Source organism: Streptomyces sp. NBC_00377 (assembly GCF_036075115.1).
In the GTDB taxonomy this organism is placed as follows: Bacteria; Actinomycetota; Actinomycetes; order Streptomycetales; family Streptomycetaceae; genus Streptomyces.
This window is the reverse complement of sequence record NZ_CP107958.1, coordinates 6488354-6509543: the sequence shown is the minus strand read 5'-3', so window position 1 is coordinate 6509543 and position 21190 is coordinate 6488354. Positions and strand designations below refer to the sequence as shown.

The 21190-nt window shown below is 72.9% G+C and carries 17 protein-coding genes, 1 other RNA gene and 1 pseudogene; 8 read left to right on the top strand and 11 right to left on the bottom strand.

Annotated features, from left to right (window positions below):
* Positions 1 to 228 precede the first annotated feature (228 nt).
* From rnpB to OHS71_RS28940, 3 genes and pseudogenes are all read right to left on the bottom strand, one after another.
* Positions 229 to 630: RNase P RNA component class A (gene rnpB / locus OHS71_RS28955), an RNA gene on the bottom strand.
* Between the two features lie 127 nt (positions 631 to 757).
* A pseudogene (locus OHS71_RS41405) lies at positions 758 to 1504 on the bottom strand (DMT family transporter); the annotation flags it as partial.
* A gap of 58 nt (positions 1505 to 1562) precedes the next feature.
* Entirely contained in the window at positions 1563 to 2384 is an 822-nt protein-coding gene (locus tag OHS71_RS28940) for a helix-turn-helix domain-containing protein (protein WP_328482252.1), read from the bottom strand.
* A gap of 162 nt (positions 2385 to 2546) precedes the next feature.
* On the opposite strand from OHS71_RS28940, the gene yaaA reads away from it, so the two are divergent.
* Both yaaA and eda read left to right on the top strand, forming a co-directional pair.
* A complete protein-coding gene (yaaA, locus tag OHS71_RS28935; RefSeq protein ID WP_328482251.1) occupies positions 2547 to 3338 on the top strand; it encodes a peroxide stress protein YaaA in 792 nt (263 codons plus the stop codon).
* 70 nt (positions 3339 to 3408) lie between these two features.
* Complete coding sequence (gene eda, locus OHS71_RS28930) at positions 3409 to 4071, top strand: bifunctional 4-hydroxy-2-oxoglutarate aldolase/2-dehydro-3-deoxy-phosphogluconate aldolase (RefSeq protein ID WP_328482250.1); 663 nt, start codon at positions 3409 to 3411, stop codon at positions 4069 to 4071.
* Here the strand turns inward: eda and OHS71_RS28925 are convergent.
* The 3 genes from OHS71_RS28925 to OHS71_RS28915 form a co-directional block, all read right to left on the bottom strand.
* On the bottom strand, positions 4043 to 5446 hold the full coding sequence (locus tag OHS71_RS28925) for a bifunctional RNase H/acid phosphatase (RefSeq protein WP_328482249.1): 1404 nt from the start codon (positions 5444 to 5446) through the stop codon (positions 4043 to 4045). The genes eda and OHS71_RS28925 overlap by 29 nt on opposite strands.
* Positions 5447 to 5665: 219 nt before the next feature.
* Positions 5666 to 6409 (bottom strand): zinc ribbon domain-containing protein, encoded by a 744-nt coding sequence (locus OHS71_RS28920; RefSeq protein WP_328484678.1) that lies wholly within the window; start codon positions 6407 to 6409, stop codon positions 5666 to 5668.
* A complete protein-coding gene (locus OHS71_RS28915; protein ID WP_328482248.1) occupies positions 6406 to 7281 on the bottom strand; it encodes a Nif3-like dinuclear metal center hexameric protein in 876 nt (291 codons plus the stop codon). The genes OHS71_RS28920 and OHS71_RS28915 overlap by 4 nt, the downstream gene beginning before the upstream one ends.
* A 654-nt stretch (positions 7282 to 7935) precedes the next feature.
* On the opposite strand from OHS71_RS28915, the gene OHS71_RS28910 reads away from it, so the two are divergent.
* Positions 7936 to 9402, top strand: a complete 1467-nt coding sequence (locus OHS71_RS28910) for a hypothetical protein (RefSeq protein ID WP_328482247.1) — start codon at positions 7936 to 7938, stop codon at positions 9400 to 9402.
* Between the two features lie 97 nt (positions 9403 to 9499).
* The gene (locus OHS71_RS28905; RefSeq protein ID WP_328482246.1) at positions 9500 to 9706 is read left to right on the top strand and encodes a hypothetical protein; all 207 of its coding nucleotides are present in this window, start codon (positions 9500 to 9502) and stop codon (positions 9704 to 9706) included.
* A gap of 59 nt (positions 9707 to 9765) precedes the next feature.
* Here the strand turns inward: OHS71_RS28905 and OHS71_RS28900 are convergent, their stop codons facing one another.
* The 3 genes from OHS71_RS28900 to OHS71_RS28890 form a co-directional block, all read right to left on the bottom strand.
* Positions 9766 to 10725 carry a 3-oxoacyl-ACP reductase gene (locus OHS71_RS28900; protein WP_328482245.1) on the bottom strand — a complete coding sequence of 320 codons (960 nt, stop codon included), beginning with the start codon at positions 10723 to 10725 and terminating at the stop codon, positions 9766 to 9768.
* A gap of 15 nt (positions 10726 to 10740) precedes the next feature.
* Positions 10741 to 11817 (bottom strand): Zn-dependent alcohol dehydrogenase, encoded by a 1077-nt coding sequence (locus OHS71_RS28895; RefSeq protein WP_328482244.1) that lies wholly within the window; start codon positions 11815 to 11817, stop codon positions 10741 to 10743.
* A 65-nt stretch (positions 11818 to 11882) separates the two neighbouring features.
* Positions 11883 to 12740 carry a MaoC/PaaZ C-terminal domain-containing protein gene (locus tag OHS71_RS28890; protein WP_328482243.1) on the bottom strand — a complete coding sequence of 286 codons (858 nt, stop codon included), beginning with the start codon at positions 12738 to 12740 and terminating at the stop codon, positions 11883 to 11885.
* A gap of 398 nt (positions 12741 to 13138) precedes the next feature.
* Between OHS71_RS28890 and OHS71_RS28885 the strand changes: the two genes are divergently transcribed.
* Genes OHS71_RS28885 through OHS71_RS28875 form a run of 3 tightly spaced genes read left to right on the top strand, consistent with a single transcriptional unit; the run spans position 13139 to position 16929 of the window.
* Positions 13139 to 14755, top strand: a complete 1617-nt coding sequence (locus tag OHS71_RS28885; RefSeq protein ID WP_328482242.1) for a sensor histidine kinase — start codon at positions 13139 to 13141, stop codon at positions 14753 to 14755.
* Between the two features lie 29 nt (positions 14756 to 14784).
* On the top strand, positions 14785 to 15417 hold the full coding sequence (locus tag OHS71_RS28880; protein WP_328484677.1) for a response regulator transcription factor: 633 nt from the start codon (positions 14785 to 14787) through the stop codon (positions 15415 to 15417).
* Between the two features lie 36 nt (positions 15418 to 15453).
* The gene (locus OHS71_RS28875) at positions 15454 to 16929 is read left to right on the top strand and encodes a hypothetical protein (protein ID WP_328482241.1); all 1476 of its coding nucleotides are present in this window, start codon (positions 15454 to 15456) and stop codon (positions 16927 to 16929) included.
* A gap of 93 nt (positions 16930 to 17022) precedes the next feature.
* Here the strand turns inward: OHS71_RS28875 and OHS71_RS28870 are convergent, their stop codons facing one another.
* Both OHS71_RS28870 and OHS71_RS28865 read right to left on the bottom strand, forming a co-directional pair.
* Positions 17023 to 17673, bottom strand: a complete 651-nt coding sequence (locus tag OHS71_RS28870) for a class I SAM-dependent methyltransferase (protein WP_328482240.1) — start codon at positions 17671 to 17673, stop codon at positions 17023 to 17025.
* Positions 17674 to 17976: 303 nt separating this feature from the next.
* Positions 17977 to 19719: an MFS transporter gene (locus OHS71_RS28865; RefSeq protein ID WP_328482239.1), complete on the bottom strand. Its 1743-nt coding sequence runs from the start codon at positions 19717 to 19719 to the stop codon at positions 17977 to 17979.
* A 387-nt stretch (positions 19720 to 20106) separates the two neighbouring features.
* On the opposite strand from OHS71_RS28865, the gene OHS71_RS28860 reads away from it, so the two are divergent.
* On the top strand, positions 20107 to 21081 hold the full coding sequence (locus OHS71_RS28860) for an N-acetylmuramoyl-L-alanine amidase (protein ID WP_443047081.1): 975 nt from the start codon (positions 20107 to 20109) through the stop codon (positions 21079 to 21081).
* Positions 21082 to 21190 lie beyond the last annotated feature (109 nt).

Here is a 21190-nt window from a genome sequence, read left to right as displayed (position 1 = left end):
TGTTCCCAGCCCCCTTGGTCTCGGCGCAGCACCGCGGCCGCCGACACCCCCGCTTGGCCGGCGGATCTCAGGCGGTAGAGCCAGACCGCCTCCAGCCTCACTATTCGTGGCTGCGCTCGTAGCCGCGCGATCCGGTTTGAACCGGTGTGGACCGGGTTCGGGCAAGCCCTTCGACCTACGAAAAAGGGCCCCTGAACTGCGATTTAGCTGGCCGGGTGCCCTTGGCGGCAGACGAGTCGGGCTGTACGCCGGGTTCTGTCGCCCGGTCGCCTCGCGGCGGCCGGGGAGACGGCCATCCATCTAGGACCGATGTTGCCATCGGCCTCGTGCGGTCTACCCGTGGACTCGGGCGGGCAGCCCTCGAACGTCCTCGCAGAAACACCGGGGTGTTTCCTTTTGACCTTGCTCCAGGTGGGGTTTACCTAGCTGCCCAGGTCACCCTGGGCACTGGTGGTCTCTTACACCACCGTTTCACCCTTACCCGGTGCCGAAGCTCCGGGCGGTCTGTTTTCTGTGGCACTGTCCCGCGGGTCACCCCGGGTGGCCGTTAGCCACCACCTTGCCCTGTGGAGCCCGGACGTTCCTCGGGAAGCCCCGTAAGGGACTCCACGCGGCCGTCCGCCCGGCTCGTCTGCCGTGTCGACCATGGTACCGGGCGCGGGCGGCGTCCCGGTCCGGCCGCCGGTCCGGCCGCCGTCGCCAGCACCGAGCCCGCGAGGATGAGGGTGAAGGCGGCCAGGACGCCGGCGGTGAGGGGCTCGTCCAGGAACAGCGCGCCCGCCGCGACCGCGACCGCCGGGTTGACGTAGGTGATGACCGTCGAGCGGGTCGGGCCGATCTCCTTGATCAGCTCCAGGAACGCCACGAAGGCGAGGGCCGTGCAGACGACCCCCAGGGCCGCCAGCGCCGCCAGGACGGGGACCTCGGGCATCTGCGACGGCCAGGTCGCGGCGGCCGCCGGTGCGTAGACCAGCGCCGCCAGGGTGAGGCAGGGGACGATGAGATGGAGGGTCGGGACGTCCTTGAGGCGGCGGGCCGCTATCAGCGGGGCCGTCGCGTAGCCGACGACCGTCAGCAGCACCTCGCCCAGGGACTTCGCGTCGCCTCCCGTGAGGTGCGGGACGGTCAGGACCGCCACCCCGGCGAGGCCCACGGCCAGGCCGGCCACCCGCCGCACGCCCAGTACCTCGGTGTCCCCGAGGAAGCGGGCCGCCAGCACGCCGACGATCGGGACGCCCGCGACCAGCAGGCCGGCGGTGGAGCTGGAGAGGTGCCGCTCGGCATCCGTGAGCGTGAACCAGGGGCCGATGATCTCGATGACCGCGAAGGCCAGCATGGGCTTCCAGTGGGCCCGTACCGTCCGGGTCAGGCCGCGTTGCCGTAGCGCGAAGGGCAGCAGGAGGGCGGCGCCCAGCGCACATCGGGTGAAGACGACCATGGACGGGGAGAGGTCCTCCACCGCGATCTTGATCAGCAGGTAGGGGATGCCCCAGACCACTCCCATGAGGGAGAACAGGAACCAGCCGCGTGCAGTCATAGGGGGAGTGTCGGCCCGGCCCCGGTCAGGTGTCTTGAACGCTGTTGCGGTAGGCCGCCGGGGTCACGCCCAGGACGCGGCGGAACCAGCGGGTGAGGTGGGCCTGGTCCGCGAAGCCGACCAGGCCGGCGACCTCCGCGGGCCGCACCCCCGCCTCCAGCAGGCCACGGGCCCGGGCGACCCGGTACTGGGCCAGCCAGGCGTAGGGCGGCATGCCGGTCGTCGTACGGAAGGCGCGCAGGAGCTGGTAGCGGGACAGGCCCAGGTCCGCCGCGAGGTCGGCCAGCGAGGGCGGGTCGAGGAGTTCGTCGGCGAGGCGGGTGCGGACGGCGTGCGTGAGCTGCTCGGCGCCGGCGACCGTGTCGCACACCGGACGTGCCGTGGAGTGACGTCGGGCGAGGGCCGTCAGCAGCCACGGGAAGCGGGACTCGGCCTCCAGGGGATCGGGGCAGGCGGCAAGTTCGGTGTGGGCCCGGCGCAGGGCGGTGGCCAGTTCGGGGTCGTCGAGGAGGGGCTCGCGGAAGTGCGGCACTCCGCCGAGGATGCCCTCGGTGAGGAGGGCGGGACCGGCGTACAGGGCGCGGTAGGCGTAGCCGTCGGTGTCGTTGCCCGGCCCGCCGGTGTGCGTCTCGTCGGGGGCCAGGACGACGATGGACCCGGGACCGGTACGGATGTGGCCGCCGCGGTAGGCGATGATCTCCGAGCCGCCCACACAGACACCGACGGTGAACTCCTCATGGGCGTGCGGGGCGTAGACGTGCCGGTCGAAGCGCGCGGTGAGAAGGTCCAGCGGCGGGCCGCAGCGCCCCAGCCTGGCTCTGGTCCACAACGCCTGTTCACGGCTCACGCGCCACCCCCCATGTCTGCTTCCAGGAGTGCAACGCCTTCCTGCCTCCGTTCATGCCGCCGGGCGGCCGCCTGTCGGCATGAACGCGCACGGACCTCGGCGGGGCCCTCTCGTGGCACGCCGTACGCTTTCGCAGCAGTGCTCTACCGAAGGAGATGTCCCGTGCTTGTCCTGCTGCCTCCCTCCGAAGGCAAGGCGTCCTTCGGACGTGGCGCCCCGCTCAAGTCGGAGGGCCTCTCGCTGCCGGGGCTCGCGGCCGCCCGCGAGGCGGTCCTCGACGAGCTGGTCGAGCTGTGCGCGGCCGACGAGGACAAGGCGCGCGAGGTGCTCGGACTGAGCGAGGGGCTGCGCGGCGAGATCGCGAAGAACACGGAGCTGCGGACGGCGCCGGCCCGTCCCGCCGGGGAGGTCTACACGGGTGTCCTGTACGACGCTCTCGGCCTTGCCTCCCTCGACGCGGCCGCGAAGAGGCGCGCGGCCAGGTCGCTTCTGGTCTTCTCCGGGCTGTGGGGCGCCGTCCGGGTGACGGACCGGATCCCGTCGTACCGCTGCTCGATGGGCGTCAAGCTGCCCGGGCTCGGAGCGCTGGGCGCGCACTGGCGTACGCCGATGGCGTCCGTGCTGCCCGAGACGGCCGGGCACGGGCTGGTGCTGGACCTGCGGTCGGCCGCGTACGCGGCGGCCTGGAAGCCGGCGGGCGAGGTCGCGGGGCGGACGGCGAGTGTGCGGGTGCTGCACGCGCCGACGCGGAAGGTCGTCAGCCATTTCAACAAGGCGACGAAGGGACGGATCGTACGGAGCCTGCTGACGGCGGGGATCGCCCCCGCCGGGCCCGCCGAGCTGGTGGAGGCGCTGCGGGACCTCGGCTATGCGGTCGAGGAGAAGGCTCCGGCGAAGGCGAAGGCCGCGACCACGGCCTGGAGTCTGGACGTGCTCGTGGACGAGGTGCACTGAGCCCGAACAGCCATTGCAGCATGTGCAACACCCTTTGCGCATGGTGCACACCGGGGGCAGGATGAGCCGCATGACCTCACCCCTGCCCTCCTCTTCGGCTGCCTCGGTACTCGATCTGGCACCGGTCGTGCCGGTGGTGGTCCTCGAGGACGCCGCCGACGCCGTACCGCTGGCGCGGGCGCTGGTGGCGGGCGGGCTGCCCGCGATCGAGGTGACCCTGCGGACGCCGGCAGCGCTCGACGCGATCCGGGAGATCTCCCGGTCGGTGCCGGAGGCGGTCGTCGGGGCCGGGACGGTGATCACGCCGGAGCAGGTGACGGCGTGCGGGGCGGCCGGGGCGCGGTTCCTGGTGAGCCCCGGCTGGACGGACGTCCTGCTGGCGGCGATGCGGGCGTCCGGCCTGCCCTTCCTGCCCGGGGTGTCGACCACGTCGGAGGTCGTGGCGCTGCTGGAGCGAGGGGTGCGGGAGATGAAGTTCTTCCCGGCACAGGCCGCGGGCGGCACGGCCTACCTCAGGTCACTGGCCGGACCGCTCCCCCAGGCCCGGTTCTGCCCTACCGGCGGGATCGGTCCGGACAACGCGCCGGACTATCTGTCCCTGCCCAACGTCGTTTGCGTGGGCGGGAGTTGGATGATCCCGGCGGACGCGGTCGCGGCGCGGGACTGGCTGCGGATCGAAGGGCTCGCGCGGACCGCCTCGTACCTCAGGGCCGCAGGTGGGACGTGTCGTTGAGCAGGCGGACGCTGGCGTTGCCGTCCGCGTAGTAGGCCACCACCGACACCGAGGCCGCCGACAGTTCCATGCGGAACAGCGACTCGGGCGGGGCGCCCAGGGCGAGCCGTACGAACGTCTTGATCGGCGTCACGTGGGTGACCAGCAGTACCGTGCGGCCCGCGTACGCGGCGACCAGCCGGTCCCGGGTCGCCGCGATACGTGTGGCGGTCGCCGCGAAGCTCTCGCCGCCGCCGGTCGGTTCGGCCTCCGGGTCGGCCAGCCAGGCGTTGAGGTCGTCGGGGTAGCGCTCACGGACCTCGCCGAAGGTCAGCCCCTCCCACGCCCCGAAGTCGGTCTCGATCAGCCCGTCCTCGACGGTGACGTCCAGACCGAGCCGGGCGGCGACCGCGCCGGCTGTCTGACGGGTGCGGGCGAGCGGGGAGGCCAGGATGTGCTGGACGGTCCCGCGCCGGGCGAGGGCGGCGGCGACCCGTTCGGCCTGCTCCCGGCCGACGTCCGAGAGCGACGGATCCGTACCGCCGCTGCCGGAGAACCTCTTCTGCGGCGTGAGGGGCGTCTCGCCGTGCCGCAGCAGGACGAAGGTGGCGGGCGCCCCGAGATCCGGAGCCGTCCCCCAGCCGACGGAGGGGGTGGCCGCGGGCGTGACACCGTTGGAGCCGACGGAGGGGGTGGCCGCGGGCGTGACACCGTTGGAGCCGACGCCGGCGGGCGCCGGAGCCGGGCCGGCGACCGTGCGGGCGGCGCGGAGATCGGCGCCGGTCTTCGTCGACTCCTCCCGGTCGGTGGCCGCGGTCGGGTCGGTGATCGCGACGGCGGACGGGCGGGACCGGGTGAGGGCCTCGCGGGCCTTCGCCGCGCCCGCGGCGGCGTCGCCGGGCAGTCCGCAGGGTTCGGGAGCGGTCGGGGCCGACGAGGCGCGGGCGCCGAGCTCGGCCCGTGACGCCCCGGCGTCCCACTGTTCGCCCCGCTTGCCCGCGTCCATCGCCTCGTTGGCCAGACGGTCGGCGTGCTTGTTCCGCTCGCGCGGCATCCACTCGTAGGTGACCTGTCCGGGCGGGAGGATCCGGGCCGCCTCGGCGGCCAGCGGCTTCATGTCGGGGTGCTTGATCTTCCAGCGGCCCGACATCTGCTCCACGACCAGCTTGGAGTCCATGCGCACGCGCACCGTGGCCGACGGGTCGAGTTCCCGGGCGGCGCGCAGACCGGCCACCAGTCCCCGGTACTCGGCGACGTTGTTGGTGGCGATGCCGATGTACTCGGCGCGTTCGACGAGGGTCTCCCCCGTGGCCGCGTCGATCACCACGCTGCCGTAGCCCGCGGGCCCCGGGTTGCCCCGCGACCCGCCGTCGGCCTCGACGATGAACTCCCGCACGACATACGCCCCTTACGGACTACCGACCGACTACCGACCGGCTGACGGACTACGGACCAACGACCACCAGGGACCGGCTGTCGACCACCGGGGACCGGCCGCCGGAACGCGTCACCGGCCACCGGAACGCGGCACCGGCCACCGGCTACCGGCCACTGGCCACTGGCCACCGGCACGAGTCACCGGCTGCCGGGGACCGGCCACCGGCATCAGTACCGGCTACAGACCGGACTCGGACGTGCGCACGAGGATGCGACGGCAGTTCTCACAGCGTACGACCGTGTCGGACGGCGCCTTGCGGATCTCGGCGATTTCGGTGATGGCGAGCTCCTGGCGGCAGCCCTGGCAGGTGCGCTGGTAGAGCTTGGCCGCGCCGACGCCGCCCTGCTGCTCGCGCAGCTTCTCGTAGAGCTTGAGCAGATCGGCGGGCACGGAGGCCGCGATGACCTCGCGCTCCTTGGCGACGGTCGCGGCCTCGCCGTCGAAACCCTCCAGGGCGGCGTCCCGGCGCGCGACGGCGTCGTCGATCTTGCCCTGGACGGACCCGACCCGCTCGGTCAGCTCGGCGGCCCGCTCCTGCGCGCTCTCACGGCGCTCCATGACCTCCAGGACGATGTCCTCGAGGTCGCCCTGGCGCTTGGCGAGGGAGACGATCTCCCGCTGGAGGTTCTCCAGGTCCTTGGGAGAGGTGATGGCCCCGGAGTCGAGCCGCTGCTGGTCGCGGGCGGCACGCTGACGGACCTGGTCGACGTCCTGCTCGGCCTTGGTCTGCTCGCGGGCGGTGTCGCTCTCCTCGGTCTGCGCCGCGACGAGGAGGTCGCGCAGCTGCGCGAGGTCCTTGTTCAGCGACTCGATCTCGGCGTGCTCGGGCAGGGACCGCCGCTTGTGCGCGAGCTGCTGGAGGCGGGCGTCGAGGGACTGGACGTCGAGGAGACGGATCTGGTCGGCGGGCGCGGCGTTCAGTTGGGGGCTCCCATTGAGCTAGAGGTGGTGTTGGACGCCGCGTGGGCCGTCCAGGGGTCGGTGACCGTACCGGAGACGTGGACCCTGAGGCCCCACTCCCGCCGGTCGGAGATCTCGTCGAGCTGGGCAGCCGCCAGCTCGCACCAGGGCCACTCGGTGGCCCAGTGCGCCGCGTCGAGCAGCGCGAGAGGTGGGTGAGCGCCGTGGGCGCGGTCCGCGATGAACTCCGACGCCGGGTGGTGGCGCAGGTCCGCGGTGAGGAAGGCGTCGACGCCGGCCGCCCGGACGTGGTCGAAGAGGCTGTCACCGGAGCCGCCGCTGACGGCGACGGTCCGCACCAGCGCGTCCGGGTCACCCGCCGCCCGGATGCCCTGCGCGGTGGCGGGCAGCCGTTCGGCGGCGCGGGCGGCGAACTCGCGGACGGTGAGCGGGTGGTCGAGCTCGCAGACACGGCCGAGGCCGCGCCGCCCCTCGGGGTCGCTCGGGTCCGGCACGAGAGGCCGTACGACCCGCAGGTCGAGCGCACCCGCGAGGGCGTCGCTCACACCCGGGTCGGCGGTGTCGGCGTTGGTGTGGGCGACATGCAGCGCGATGTCGTTCTTGATCAGGGTGTGCACGACCCGGCCCTTGAAGGTGGAGGCCGCGACGGTCGTCGTCCCGCGCAGATACAGCGGATGATGGGTGACGAGCAGATCGGCGCCGAGCCGCACGGCTTCCTCGACGATCTCCTGGACGGGATCGACGGCGAACAGTACCCGGGTGACCTCCTGCTCGGGGTCGCCCACGACCGTGCCGACCGCGTCCCAGGACTCGGCCCGCTCGGCGGGCCACAGGGTCTCCAGCGCGGCGATGACTTCAGACAGACGGGGCACGGGGAAAGGCTACCTGGCCGGTCCACGGGCCCGTACCGGTGCCGCCGATGCCACGGGAACCGGCGGTGCCGCCGCCCGGAGGTCGTCACGAAGTCGGCCGGCGGCCGATGCACACGCCTCGTGCAGCCCTCAGGAGAATCGCTTCTGCACCACTCTTATGAGGGAAGAAGGCCGCTCGGCGGTCCCACCCCCGTGCGTACGAAAACTAGTTTCGTCGCCGGAGGTGACGCAACGATGACGATGCCGGCCTGTGCGATCGAGCCCGTCGCGGCGGACGGGGAGGTGCCCGAGGGCCCCGAGGACGGCGCCGCCGACCCCTCTCCGCAGGCGGCGGAGCCCAGGGAGGAGGACGCGGACCACCCACTCCCGGCGGACCACCCACTCCTGGCGGATCACTTGGTTCCAGAGGATGCCCAGCGGCCAGGGGATTCCCAGCTGCCAGAGGGTCCCCTGACTCCGGCAGGTTCCCTCATTCCGGTTCCGGTGGAGTACCTGGTTCCAGCGGATCGCGACACCACCCCGGTCTTCGCGGGTACGACGGGAAGCGGCAGCCCGGCGGATCCCCCGGTCGCGGACCGCGAGAGCCCGTCGAACCGCCTGATCGCGGAAGGCCGCGAGGCGGACCCGAGACACCCGAGGCACCCGAGGCACCCGATGACGACGGACTCCGGGGCTTCGGCCGATCACCCGATCCCGACGGCCGGCGGGAGCCGGACGGCTCGCTCGATCACAGCGGACCACGAGGTCCCGCCGCATCATCTGCTCGCGACGGACCGCACGAGCCCGGCCGACCACCCGCTCGCGACGGACCACGGGGTCCGGGCGGACCACCCGCTCGCGACGGTTCCCGGGGCCCGGGCGGACCACGTGACCGCGACGGTTCCCGGGGCCCGGGCAGCCCGCTCGATCGCGGCAGACCGAGGAGCCCGGGCGGACCGCGGCGCCCAGGCGGACCGCGCCGCCCGGGCCGGCTGTGTGATCGCGGCCGGGGGCGCTTATGCCGCGCGCCTCGCCCGGGACGGTGACTGCTGGTTTCCCGAGCGCTGGACCCTGGACGGTCCCGAGCCGTACGCCGTACCGCTGCCCGGCAACCAACCGGAGGAGCCGGGCACGGAGGTGCAGCCGATGGCCGACGGGCGGGTCCTGATCCGGCGGCCGACCGACGGACGCCACGCCTTCTCGCTGCTGTACCCGACCGGACCGGGCACGGGCGAGCTGCCGCTGGGCGCCGTCGCGTGCCCGGACGAGGGCACCCTGCTGCGGCTGCTCCCGCCGGCGCCCTGCGGAGAACGCGCCTACGCCCTCGCCGTCGGGCGCCGTGCGACGGCCGTGTGGCTGGTCGCGGGCGGCACCTTCGGCCCCGAGCACCTCGCCGAGATCCCCGGCCGCTGCTCGGGCGGCGTCTGGCTGGACCGTACGGGCCGCATGCTCGCGCTGGATCAGGAGCTCGGCGGCCGCACCAAGACGATCGTGGTGGACCTGGAGCGCGGCGGCGAGGTGTCCCCCCTGTTGCAGATCGCGGCGGACAGCGACGACCGCCTGCTGCTGGCCGACCCGGACAGCGGCCTGCTGCTCATCAGCTCGGACGCGCCCTCACCGGGCGAGGCGCGGCTGGGCTGGGGTGTCCTCGGCAGCACACTGCCGGTCCGCTTCCCGGAGTGCCTGCACCCGCCCGATCTCGTCCTCACCCCCTTCGCGAGCCAGCCGGGACAGGCGCTCCTCCCGGAAGGCTGCGCGGTGGCGCTCCGTGTCGACGGCGCCTACGGCTGCTGGGTCGGCGTCTGGCGCCCTGCGGACCGCCGGTTGTATCAACTCCACGCGCCAGAGGGGTGGTTGGCGGGCAGCGGCCTGTGGACTCCGGAGGGCGTTCTGCGGCTGCCGTATGCCACGGACGCGGAGCCCTGCGGGGTGGCATCACTGACGGCGCCGCTCACCGCCCCGTCCTCGCCGTCACCCTCGGCCTGGCCTTCGTCCTCGCAGTCACCCTCGCCGTCACCGTCCCGGTCGGTCTCGCGGTCCGGGGGAGCCTCTCCGCCCGACGGACTGCCGAAGCCGGTACCCACCGCCCCCCGCCCGGTCCCCCTCCAGCAGGCCCCGCTCGGCCGACTTGTAACGAAGTAGCTGCGGTTGGCGTGGCCGCCTGGATCACCACCTCGGTGTGCTGGATAAAATCACCCGGCTGTAAAGAAAGATCATGTTGACGGGGTGAAATCTTCCGATGAGCGACGCAATCACGTGGCAGCCGCTGTCCACCGATTCCCAGGAGACGGCCGGACCGGGCCGCCACCGGGGCCCGGTCTCGTCCCAGGGCGGTGACTCGGCCCCACACGGCCGGCACCGCAAGCCGGCCGAGAACAGGACCGACAGCAGGACCGAAAGCAGGACGGGCGACCGGGCCGAGGACATGGCCGAGGCGACTGCCTGACGGTACGCCGTACACCGAAGGGGCTCCGTCGTCCATGGACGACGGAGCCCCTTCGCACATCAGCCCTGTCCCTGCTCCTGGCCTCGTCGCAGCCCCAGTACCTCCGTCGCCGCGAACGTCTCGTCCCGGGGCCGGTCCGCGAAGTGCGCGCCGAGGACGTCGTCCAGCTCCTCGTAGCTGAACACGTCCTCCTTGCTGTCGAACTTCGCCCGCACGCGGGGTCGTTCGACGACGGCGACCATGCCGCCGTGGGCGACGAGCAGCTGCCCGTTGATCCGGGCGGCGGCCGGCGAGGCCAGGTAGCCGACCAGCGGCGCGACATGCTCGGGCGCGAGAGGATCGAGGCCGCCCCCGCCCGGCTGCGCGAACCCGGCGAAGACGTCCTCCGTCATCCGGGTGCGGGCGCGCGGGCAGATGGCGTTGGCCGTCACTCCGTACTTGGCGAGGGCGAGCGCCGTGGACGTCGTCAGACCGACGATTCCCCCTTTGGCCGCGGCGTAGTTGGGCTGTCCGGCCGAGCCCGCCAGGAACGCCTCCGAGGAGGTGTTCACGATCCGCCCGTACACCGGACCGCCCGCCGCCTTGGACCGCGCGCGCCAGTGGGCGGCGGCGAATCGGGTCGTGTTGAAGTGCCCCTTGAGGTGCACGCGTATGACCGCGTCCCACTCGTCCTCGGCCATCGAGAAGACCATGCGGTCGCGCAGGATGCCCGCGTTGTTGACCAGGATGTCCAGCTTGCCGAACTCGCCGATCGCCAACTCGACCAGCGCCCGCGCCTGTTCGAAGTCGGCGACGTCCCCGGTGTGCGCGAGTGCGGTGCCGCCGGCCGAGCGGATCTCCCGAGCCACGTCCTCGGCGGGGCCGGCCGACGCCTCACCCGAACCGTCGCGGCCGGACTGACCGTAGTCGTTGACGACGACGGCCGCGCCCAGCCTCGCCAGTTCCAGCGCCTCGACCCGGCCGAGTCCCCGGCCCGCGCCGGTGACGATCGCGGCCAGTCCCTCAAGTGGCAGTGTCATCCGGACGGCCGCCCCTCAGATCTCTATGCACGTACGGAGCGCGGCCCCGGTACGCATCTGGTCCAGCGCCTCGTTGATCTCGGCGAGGGGCACGCGGTGGGTGATCAGGCCCGACAGGTCGATCCGGCCGGCCCGCCACAGGGCGATCGTCCGCTCGTAGGAGCGCAGGACGTCCCCGCCGCCGTACATCGAGGGCAGGATCCGCTTCTCGTCGAAGAACAGCTCGAACATGTTGAGTTGCAGGTAGTCGTCCAGCGCGCCCGCGCCGACGACGACCAGGGTGCCGCCGCGCCGGGTGTTCTCGTACGCGGTGCGGGCGGTGGCGGAGCGGCCGACGACCTCGAAGACGTAGTCGAACCCCTCTCCCCCGGTGACCAGTTGCTTCGCCCCGGGCAGTTCCTCGGGCGAGACGGCTTTGGTGGCGCCGAACTTGAGGGCGGCCTCCCGGCGGGAGGCGACCGGGTCCACGGCGACGATCTCGGCGGCGCCCTTGAGGCGTGCGCCCTGGATCGCGGAGATGCCGACGCCTCCGCAGCCGATGACGGCGACCGACGAACCGGCTTCCACGTCGGCCGTGTTGAGCGCGGCGCCCAGGCCCGTGGTCACCCCGCACCCGATGAGCGCGGCGATGTCGAAGGGGACGTCGTCGGGGATCGGGACCGCGCAGCCCGCGTCGACCACGACCTCCTCGGCGAAGGTCCCGGTGCCGGCGAAGCCGAAGAGGTCCCCGCCGGGGCGGCGGAAGTTGGGCGTGCCCGCGTTCATGAATCCGGCCAGGCACAGTTCGGTCTGGCCGCGCTTGCAGGCGGGACACGCCCCGCAGGCCGGCAGCCAGCAGACGACGACGCGGTCGCCGGGCTTCACCCCGGTGACGCCCTCCCCCACCTCCAGGATCTCGCCCGCGCCCTCGTGACCCGGCACGAACGGCGCGGGCTGCGGCAGCACACCGCCCATCGCGGACAGGTCCGAATGGCACAGGCCCGTGGCCCGCACCCGGATCCTGACCCGTCCGGGGCCGAAACCCACCGCGTCGACGTCGTCGAGCACCTCCAGCTTGTCCTGGCCGATCTCGTGCAGTACGGCTGCGCGCATGGTGCGGCTCCCCTCGGGTCCCCTCGGATGCTGGGTGTTTCTGGAGGTGGTGCGAAACGGTCGGTTCAGGAGTGTTCGACGAGCGTGTCGGCGAGGACGGGCGCGTCGTCCCTCTGCACGGCGCTCACGGCCACCCGCACCGCGCCCTCGCCGCGCCACATGCGGATGCGCAGGGTCTCGCCCGGGAACACCACTCCGGCGAACCGCGTGGCGTAGCCACGCACGCGGCTGACGTCACCGTCGAGCAGCGTGTCGACGACCGCCTTGAGCGTGATGCCGTAGGTGCACAGGCCGTGCAGGATGGGCCGGTCGAACCCGGCGAGCTTCGCGAACTCCGGGTCGGCGTGCAGCGGGTTGTAGTCACCGGAGAGGCGGTAGAGGAGGGCCTGGTCCTCGCGGACGGCCCGCTCGACCACCTTGTCCGGCACGCCGGTGGGCGGGTCGAGCCGGGCGGAGGGGCCCCGGTCGCCGCCCCAGCCGCCTTCACCCCGGACGAAGATCTGGGCGTCGTTGGTCCACAGCGGCCCGTCGTCGTCCGCGACCTCGGTGCGCATGACGAGGACGGCGGCCTTGCCCTTGTCGTACACGGCGGCGATGCGTCCGGTGGCGGTCGCCCGGCCGGTCACGGGGAGGGGGCGGTGGATCTCCAGGCGCTGGCCGCCGTGCAGGACGCGGGCGAGGTCGACCTCGACGCCGGGCATGGAGAGCCCGCTGATCACCCCGGGCGAGCCGGAGCCGGCGACGGTCGCGAAGCTCGGCAGGACGTGCAGCCGGGACTCCAGCGTGTAGCGCAGTTCATCGGCGTCGGTGGCCGGGACTCCCGCGCCGATGCCGAGGTGGTACAGCTGGACGTCCCGGCGGTCCCAGGTGATCTCGCCGGTCCGGGGTTCGGCGGCGAGCGCCTTGGCTGCGTCGATGGGCATGGAGCTCCTGATCGCTCGGATCGATCGGATCGATCGCATCGTCCAGAGACCTCGGCACGGCCGTCCGCACCGATCGGCCGCACCGAGGCCGTCACGGGGCCGCGGAACCCGCCCGAGCCAGAACGGATCTAGAACGCGTTCCAGTGCGGCGACCCCCTGTATAGCCCAGGCCCCGGAAGTTGTGAAGACACCTGACGGCATGTCAGATACGGCCGCCGATGACATTTGTCCTGCCCGACTGCGTACATCTCGCACTGCCGCGAGCGGGCCCGGAACCGTAGCGTCGAAGACAGGCACACATGCCGTGGCAGGCGCACCGCCGAGCGCGGCGCCCTCGCACGCCGAGCGCGGCGCGTGTGGAGGCAGAACGCACGGTCGCGGGAACGGGGGACGGACGCATGAACGAACAGGCGAACCAACAGGCGAACGACCAGGTGAACGAGAACAGGAGCAGGTCACTCCGGGGAAGGCGGCGCTCGGCGGACTGCCGTCGGAGCACATGGCGCTCGGCGTTCCGGGAGGCGCTGGGGAACCAGCGGCGCTGGAAGGCCGACAAGGACCGCCACAAGGCCGAGTACCGCAGCGCCCGCAGGGCCGGGCAGGCGCCCGAGGACCCGGGCCCGCCGGCCAGCGGCTTCGCCCTGCTGCCGTGGCTGCTGATGGGGATGGGCGCGTTCTCCAACATCTTCCAGGGCGAGGCGAACCCGTGGATCGGCAGCCTCGGCCTGCTCACGTTCAACTCGCTCTACATCTACGTCGTCTTCCGCGCCTTCGTGAAGGAGACCCGCGAGGCGACCTCCACCCGGGTGGCGTTGGCGCTCATGGGCCTCGTCACCTGTGGACTCGCCCTGGGCTACGGCGGCAGCTGGCTGCTCTTCCTCCCGCTGTTCGGCCTCGCGACCGGCGCCGTCGTGCGCGGACGGCACCTGCGTTCCCTCGGCACGGCCGTCGCCGTCCTGGCAGGCGCGGTCGCGTGTGTCCGCGACGGCTGGGACGGCCTCTCCATCGCCTACGCCACCTGGATCTCGACGATGGTGACGGCCGCGATCCTCTCCCTCTCCGAGGCCGTACGGGAGCTGCGCGCCGCCCGCGAGGAACTCGCCCGCCGGGCGGTGGAGGAGGAGCGGCTGCGCTTCTCCCGCGATCTGCACGACCTGCTGGGCCACACCCTGTCGGTGATCGTGGTGAAGTCGGAAGCCGCCCGGCGGCTGGCCCCGCGGGACATGGCTGCGGCCCTCTCCCAGGTCACCGACATCGAGGCGGTGGGCCGCCAGGCGCTGACCGAGATCCGCGAGGCGGTCACCGGCTACCGCGAGGGCAGCCTGGCGGGCGAGCTGGACCGGGCCTGCTCGGCCCTGACGGCGGCGGGCGTCGAACCGTCGGTGAGCCGGTCGGGGCCGCCGCCGGACCCGAAGACCTCGGCCCTGCTGGGCTGGGTGGTGCGCGAGGCGGTCACCAACGTCGTCCGGCACAGCGACGCGAGCCACTGCGGGATAACGGTGTCCGGCACACCGGAACGGGTCCGCCTGACGGTGACGGACGATGGCGGCAGCAACGGCACGGGCGACGGAGCCCGTGGCAGCGGTGGTGCCGGGAGCGGCGCGGGCGCCGACGGCGGCTGCGCGCCGGGGGGCGGCACCGGACTGACCGGCCTGCGCGAGCGCCTCGCGGCGGCGGGCGGCGCCCTGACCGCGAGCCCGGGCCCGCACGGCGGCTTCACGGTCACGGCGGAACTGCCGAGGGAACGCGAGATCCCCGACCCGGGCGCCGTGACCGCCGCCGCCTCCGCCGCCGCCTCCGCCGCCTCCGGGATTCCGGCCGGGACCGGTACGGAGACACCGGCCGGGACCGGAACCCCCACCCCCACCGGCACCGGCACCGCCGCTCCCACCGACGTGCGCTCCGGACCGCACGGGATATCGCAGGCGATACCGGAAGGGATGGGGTCCCCCAAGGCTGCGCAGCCCGCGGACACGGTGCCGTCGGCGGTCGTCGGCCCTAACCTTGGGCCGTGACCGAGATGCCGGGTTGGCCCGTGAACGAGATGCCCCGTGACCACCGTCCCGCCAAGTCCATCCGGGTGCTGCTCGCGGAGGACCAGGGCATGATGCGCGGGGCGCTGGCCCTGCTGCTGGGGCTGGAGGCCGACATCGAGGTCGTCGCGCAGGTGGGCACCGGGGACGCGATCGTCGACGCGGCGCTCCTGCACCGCCCGGACGTCGCGCTCCTCGACATCGAGCTCCCCGGCATCAGCGGCCTGGACGCCGCCGCCGAGCTGCGCGAGCAGGCGCCCGGCTGCCGGGTACTGATCCTGACCACGTTCGGCCGTCCCGGCTATCTGCGCCGGGCCATGGAGGCCGGGGCCTCGGGGTTCCTGGTGAAGGACGGGCCGGTGGAGGAACTGGCGGCGGCGATCCGCCGGGTGCTGTCCGGTGACACGGTCGTGGACCCGGCGCTCGCGGCGGCCGCGCTGAGCGCCGGTCCGAACCCGCTCACCGTCCGCGAGTGCGACGTCCTGAAGGCCTCCGTCGACGGGGCCACGGTCGCCGACATCTCCGCCAGGCTGCACCTCTCGGAGTCCACGGTCCGCAACTACCTGTCCTCCGCGATCGGCAAGACGGGCACCCGCAACCGCATGGAGGCGATGCGGGAGGCGCGGCAGCAGGGCTGGCTGTAGAGGTCCGGACCGGACCAGCGCTGGCATAGTGCCCGCATGTCCTTAGCGATACGGATCCTCAGGCGTCCGGCCGCGCTGGCGGCGAGTGTCGCGGCACTGTTCGCCACAGCGGTGGCGCCCGCCGCGGCCGACGGCTCCGAGCGGGTCGTGATGCGGTTCGAGGCCCCCGAGAGCTTCGTCATGTACAACGCCGACCAGGGGTCCGGGGCCGCCCCGAACGACAGCTTCGCCGTCCCCGTCCACGTCGAGGCGAGCAAGGGTGGCGAACCGGCCCGCAACGTCCGGGTCGTCGTGGACGCGTCGGGGCTGAAGGGCGTCGCCCGGCTCGCGCACAGCGACACGTGCCCGGCCGAGGGTGCCGTCTACACATGCGCATACGGCACCCTGCAGAACGGCGACGGCGAGAGCTACACACCCCTCTCCCTCCTCGGGGTGGACGGCGTCGAGCCGGGGGACAGCGGGACGGTGACGTACACCGCGACCGCCGACAACGCGCCCACCATCACCGGCACCACCCGGATGACCGTCGGCGGTCCGACGCTCTCCGCGCCCGGACAGGAGAAGGGCGTGAGCGGTCTGGCACCGGGAAAGCCCGCGAACCTGACGGCACGGTTGGCCAACAACACCCGTTTCCCCACGAAGCAGGGCGTCGCCCTCCAGGTCAACACGTCGGACGGAGTGACGCTGACCGCCCTGCACAGCAACTGTTTCTACGCGGGCCGCGCGGCCACCTCCGCCTGGTGCACCTTCCCCACGAAGGCCGCGGCGGGCGCCGCCTACCGCACCGGCGCGCCGCTGGTCTACACCGTCACGCCGCCCGGGAGACTGGCCGGCGAGGTGACCTACACCTGGTCGTCACCCTCGTCCCGCCCCGCCGATCACACCGTGCGCGGGACCGGTTCCCCGCTCACCCTGGTCCGTACGGCGGGCCAGGACTTCGACGACAGTCACGGCAGGCTCGGGATCACCACCACCGTGCAGGCCGACTACCGTCCGGTCACCGCGACCGTGCGGGGCCGGGTCGGCGACACGGTGAAGGTACGACTGGGACTGGAGGACCTCGGCCCCGGCCGGACACGGGGTGACGAGGAGACGGGCCGCTTCGAGGTGGTCCCGCCGGAGGGCACCACGGTCACCTCGATCCCGTACACCTTCGAGGGGGACGTCGGGAAGTGGGCCTGCGCGCGACCGGAGAAGCCGGGGGGCGCGTTCGTCTGCGAGATCGGCCACGACGGGTTCTACGAAGTGCGGCACGAGGGGGGCACGACCGCGATCGACTTCCACATCCGTATCGACCGTCAGGTCCCGGGCGCGAAGGGCACCATCCGCACGCACAACCCGTTCGACCGCACCCCGGCCAACGACCTCGCCGTCATCCCGCTCGACGCCTCGCCCGCTCCGCCCTACCGCCGCTTCCTCGGCAACCCCTGGACATGGACCGCGGGCGCCCTGGCCGTCGTCGTCCTGGCAGTGGTGCACCGCCGTCGCCGCCGGAACGCGACAACGTCGTGAGCCCTGCCCCGGTCCTGAGCGAGCGCCCCGGTCCTGAGCGCGCGCCCCGTGCCTGAGTGGGGCGGCCGCCCGGCGGTCTGGCCTGCCCGTGTCCTAGATTCCCACGCCCGTCCGCCGCAGCACCCGCAGCGAGCCGGTGTCCGAGACCTCCGTGAAGGCCCCTGAGGCCAGGGCGCGCAGGTAGACGCGGTAGGGGGCCTGGCCGGTGAACTCGTCGGCGGGGTCGGGGAACACGTCGTGGATGACGAGGAGCCCGCCCTCGGCGACGTGCGGCGCCCAGCCCTCGTAGTCCGAGGTGGCGTGCTCGTCGGTGTGGCCGCCGTCGACGAAGACGAGGCCGAGGGGCGAGTTCCAGAACGCGGCGATCCGTGGCGAGCTCCCGACCAGCGCGACCACGTGCTCCTCCAGGCCGGCCCGGTGCAGGGTCCGGCGGAAGGTGGGCAGGGTGTCCATCAGGCCGACCTCGGGGTCGACGGTCTCCGGGTCGTGGTACTCCCAGCCGGGCTGCTGTTCCTCGCTGCCGCGGTGGTGGTCGAGCGTGAGCGCGCTGACCCCCGCCTGACGGGCGGCGTCCGCGAGCAGGATCGTGGAGCGCCCGCAGTACGTCCCGACCTCGAGCAGCGGGAGTCCGAGCGCGCCCGCCTCGGCGGCCGCCGCGTACAGCGCGAGCCCCTCGTCGACCGGCATGAACCCCTTCGCCGCCTCGAACGCGGCCAGGATCTCGGGCTTGGGTGCCGCGGGCATGGGGGTCCTCCAGTGATACGTGCGGGTGAACGACGTGCGGGTCGGCGCTCGGTGCGGGTCGGCACGCGGCGCGTGGGCCGCCCATGCTGCCGCACCCCCCGCCGCCGGAGCGACAGGGGGTGCGGAAAGGGGCCGGCGGGCAGACGTTCCACGAGCGGCCGGGCGTCCGGGCGCCTGCGGTCACCGGGTGTCCGAGCGCCTACAGCTATCGGGTGCCCGGCCGCCTGCGGTCACCGGGGTGCCCGAGCGCCTACAGCTACCGGATGACCGGGCGCCTGGGATGACCGGGCGCCGTCGGCGGTGTCAGGCGTCGACCGTCTCGCCCGGCAGGGACAGGTCCAGGTCCACCGGACGTTCGTCGCCCGTGTGGGTCGCGGAGCTGGCCAGCGGGCCGTGGCCGGTGGCCTTGGCGGCGAGGACGTAGGCGCCCCGGGCCGGGACGGCGAGGGCGTAGGTGCCGTCCTCCTCCGAGAGGGTGGCGCCGGCCTGGCGGCCGCGGCGGTCGATGAGTGTGACCTTGGCGCGGGCGACCGGGACGCCGTCGGCGTCCAGGACCCGGCCGCGGAAGCCGCGCAGGGCGTCCTCGGCCCGCCTGAGGTTGGCGTCCTCCTCGCTGCTGGCGCGCAGCTGCGAAACGGCCGACGGACGCTGCTGCCCGGGCAGGAAGAGGGCGAGGAGCAGGCCGATCGCGACGGCGGCCGTGGCGATCAGGAAGGAGACGCGGAAGCCGTGCATGGTCGGTACGGCGACACCGCCGACGTTGTTCGCGGTGTTGGCGAGCACCATGCCGATGACGGCGCTCGAGACCGATGTGCCGATGGACCGCATGAGGGTGTTGAGGCCGTTGGCCGCGCCGGTCTCCGAGGCCGGGACCGCGCCGACGATCAGCGCGGGCAGCGAGGAGTAGGCGAGGCCGATGCCCGCGCCCAGGACGACGGCGATGACGAGGCTCTGCCAGGCCGCGCTCATCAGGCCGAGGCCGGCGCCGTAGCCGATCGCGATGATCACCATGCCGAGGATCAGGGTGACCTTGGGGCCGTACTTCGCGGACAGCTTGGCGTAGACGGGCGCGGTGAACATCATCGTCAGGCCGAGCGGTGCGACGAGCAGACCGGCGACGACCATCGACTGGCCGAGTCCGTAGCCGGTGGCCTTCGGCAGCTGGAGCAGCTGCGGCAGGACCAGGGAGACGACGTAGAACGAGACGCCGACCATGATCGAGGCGAGGTTGGTGAAGAGGACGGCGGGGCGGGCCGTGGTGCGCAGGTCGACGAGCGGGGCCTTGATCCGCAGCTCCATCACGCCCCACAGAAGGAGGACGACGGCCGCGGCGGCGAAGAGGCCGAGGGTGGTGCCGGAGGTCCAGCCCCAGTCGCTGCCCTTGGTGATCGGCAGCAGGAAGAGGACGAGGCCGGTGGAGAGGCCGATCGCGCCCAGGACGTCGAAGGTGCCCTCGGCGCGCGCCGGGGACTCGGGGACGACGAGGAGGGTGAGGACGATGGCGACGGCGCCGAGGCCGGCGGCGCCGTAGAAGAGGGCGTGCCAGTCGGCGTGCTGGGCGATCAGGGCCGCGAGCGGCAGGGCGAGGCCGCCGCCGACGCCGATCGAGGAGCTCATCAGGGCCATCGCCGAGCCGAGCTTCTCGCGCGGCAGCATGTCCCGCATCAGGCCGATGCCCAGCGGGATCGCGCCCATGGCGAAGCCCTGGAGGGAGCGGCCGACGATCATCGTGATCAGGTCGCTGGTGAGCGCGCTGACCAGCGCGCCGACGACCATCACCGCGAGGCTGGCTGTCAGCAGGCGCCGCTTGCCGTACAGGTCGCCGAGGCGGCCCATGATCGGGGTGGCCACCGCGCCCGACAGCAGCGTCGAGGTCAGGACCCAGGTGGCGTTGCTGGGCGCGGTACCCAGGAGCTGGGGCAGGTCCTTGATGACCGGGACGAGCAGGGTCTGCATCACCGCGACCACGATGCCCGCGAAGGCGAGGACCGGAACGACGGCTCCGCTCGCTGCGCGGGTGGGGCGGTCGGTCGTCGTGTGCGTCATCGGGCGGGGCCTCCGGGGCGGTCGTTCGGTAGTTCTGCGGCGGCACCCGTGGGGGCGCGTGGTGACGCCGTGCGGGGTACATGGGTCATGAACTCGTATGCATGAGCAACTATTCCGATGCTTCGGCGTACTAACGATTTCTTTATCCTCTCTTGACGAAGCAGCCCCGCCCGCGGACCGCCCCTCCGCCCGGGACAGCCCTTCCAAGACCGCCCTCCCCACACCCCGCGCCAGGTCCGAAACCTGATGCCGGGCTCGGGTGCGGCGGTGTGCCGCACCCCGCCGCACGTACGGCGGCTCCGCCGCTGCCCCACCCCTCCCCAGGCGTCATCCGTCCGGACGCCGTCCCGCTGAGGCCTCGCCAGGGTGCCCGTTAGGGTGGCAGGCGTGTCGTACGCAGGCTCGAACCCCGGCCCCTTCGATCCCTCCGACCCCTTCGGTCCCCGGTCGCCGCGCCGTTCCCCGCTGCGCCGCCCGCTGACCCTGGCGCTCGCCGCGCTCGTGCCGGGGGCGTTGCTGGGCTGGCTGGCGTACGGCGCCCTGAGCGGGACCGGCGGCGGGACGGACGGACCGGGGTCGGCAGCGGGGGCGGCGCCGAGCACCCTGGGCTCCCCTACGGGCAGCGCGGACAGCACGGGCGGTGACGGCAAGACGGGTGCCGGCACGGGCAGCGCCCCCGCCGACGCCACCTCCCTCCGGGGCAAGGTCGTGGTCATCGACCCCGGCCACAACCTCACCAACTTCCAGCACACCGCCGACATCAACCGCAAGGTGGACATCGGTACCAACTGGAAGGAATGCGACACGACCGGGACGTCCACGAACTCCGGTTACAGCGAGGCGAAGTTCACGCTGGACGTGGCCCACCGGCTGCGCACGCTGCTACAACGGCAGGGCGCCACGGTGCGACTGACGCAGGACGGGGACCGGCCGTTCGGACCGTGCGTCGACGAGCGCGCCCGGATCGGGAACGCGGCGCACGCCGACGCGGTCGTCTCGATCCACGCCGACGGCGCCGGGGCGGGTCAGCGCGGCTTCCATGTGATCCTGCCGGGCACGGTGCACGAGGGCGCCGCCGACACCCGCGCCGTCGTCGCCCCGTCGAAGGACCTCGGGAAGCTGATCGCGGGCGACTTCGCCCGCACCACGGGCACTTCGCCGTCCAACTACGTCGGCGACGGCACCGGTCTCGTCACGCGTGAGGACCTGGGCGGTCTCAATCTGTCAACGGTTCCCAAGGTGTTCATCGAGTGCGGCAACATGCGCGATACCAAGGACGCGGCGCTGCTGACCAGTGGCGTCTGGCGGCAGAGCGCGGCGGAGGGGATCTCTGAGGGAATCGTGAGTTTCCTGCGCGGGTAGTGATCAGGGCGCATCTACCTGCGGACAGCGCAATCGTGGTGACGATAGTGTCGTCCCTACGATGAGGGGTCACCTCCGCGCTTCCCACCGATGCCTGACGGCGACACGG

Excerpts from the sequence above, each read along its gene's own strand:
- OHS71_RS28885 (WP_328482242.1), top strand. The coding sequence starts at position 13,139 with ATGAACGAACAGGCGAACCAACAGGCGAACGACCAGGTGAACGAGAAC.
- OHS71_RS28900 (WP_328482245.1), bottom strand. The coding sequence starts at position 10,725 with ATGACACTGCCACTTGAGGGACTGGCCGCGATCGTCACCGGCGCGGGC.
- OHS71_RS28865 (WP_328482239.1), bottom strand. The coding sequence starts at position 19,719 with ATGACGCACACGACGACCGACCGCCCCACCCGCGCAGCGAGCGGAGCC.
- OHS71_RS28895 (WP_328482244.1), bottom strand. The coding sequence starts at position 11,817 with ATGCGCGCAGCCGTACTGCACGAGATCGGCCAGGACAAGCTGGAGGTG.
- OHS71_RS28880 (WP_328484677.1), top strand. The coding sequence starts at position 14,785 with ATGCCCCGTGACCACCGTCCCGCCAAGTCCATCCGGGTGCTGCTCGCG.
- OHS71_RS28890 (WP_328482243.1), bottom strand. The coding sequence starts at position 12,740 with ATGCCCATCGACGCAGCCAAGGCGCTCGCCGCCGAACCCCGGACCGGC.
- OHS71_RS28875 (WP_328482241.1), top strand. The coding sequence starts at position 15,454 with ATGTCCTTAGCGATACGGATCCTCAGGCGTCCGGCCGCGCTGGCGGCG.
- eda (WP_328482250.1), top strand. The coding sequence starts at position 3,409 with ATGACCTCACCCCTGCCCTCCTCTTCGGCTGCCTCGGTACTCGATCTG.
- OHS71_RS28870 (WP_328482240.1), bottom strand. The coding sequence starts at position 17,673 with ATGCCCGCGGCACCCAAGCCCGAGATCCTGGCCGCGTTCGAGGCGGCG.
- OHS71_RS28905 (WP_328482246.1), top strand. The coding sequence starts at position 9,500 with ATGAGCGACGCAATCACGTGGCAGCCGCTGTCCACCGATTCCCAGGAG.
- OHS71_RS28910 (WP_328482247.1), top strand. The coding sequence starts at position 7,936 with ATGACGACGGACTCCGGGGCTTCGGCCGATCACCCGATCCCGACGGCC.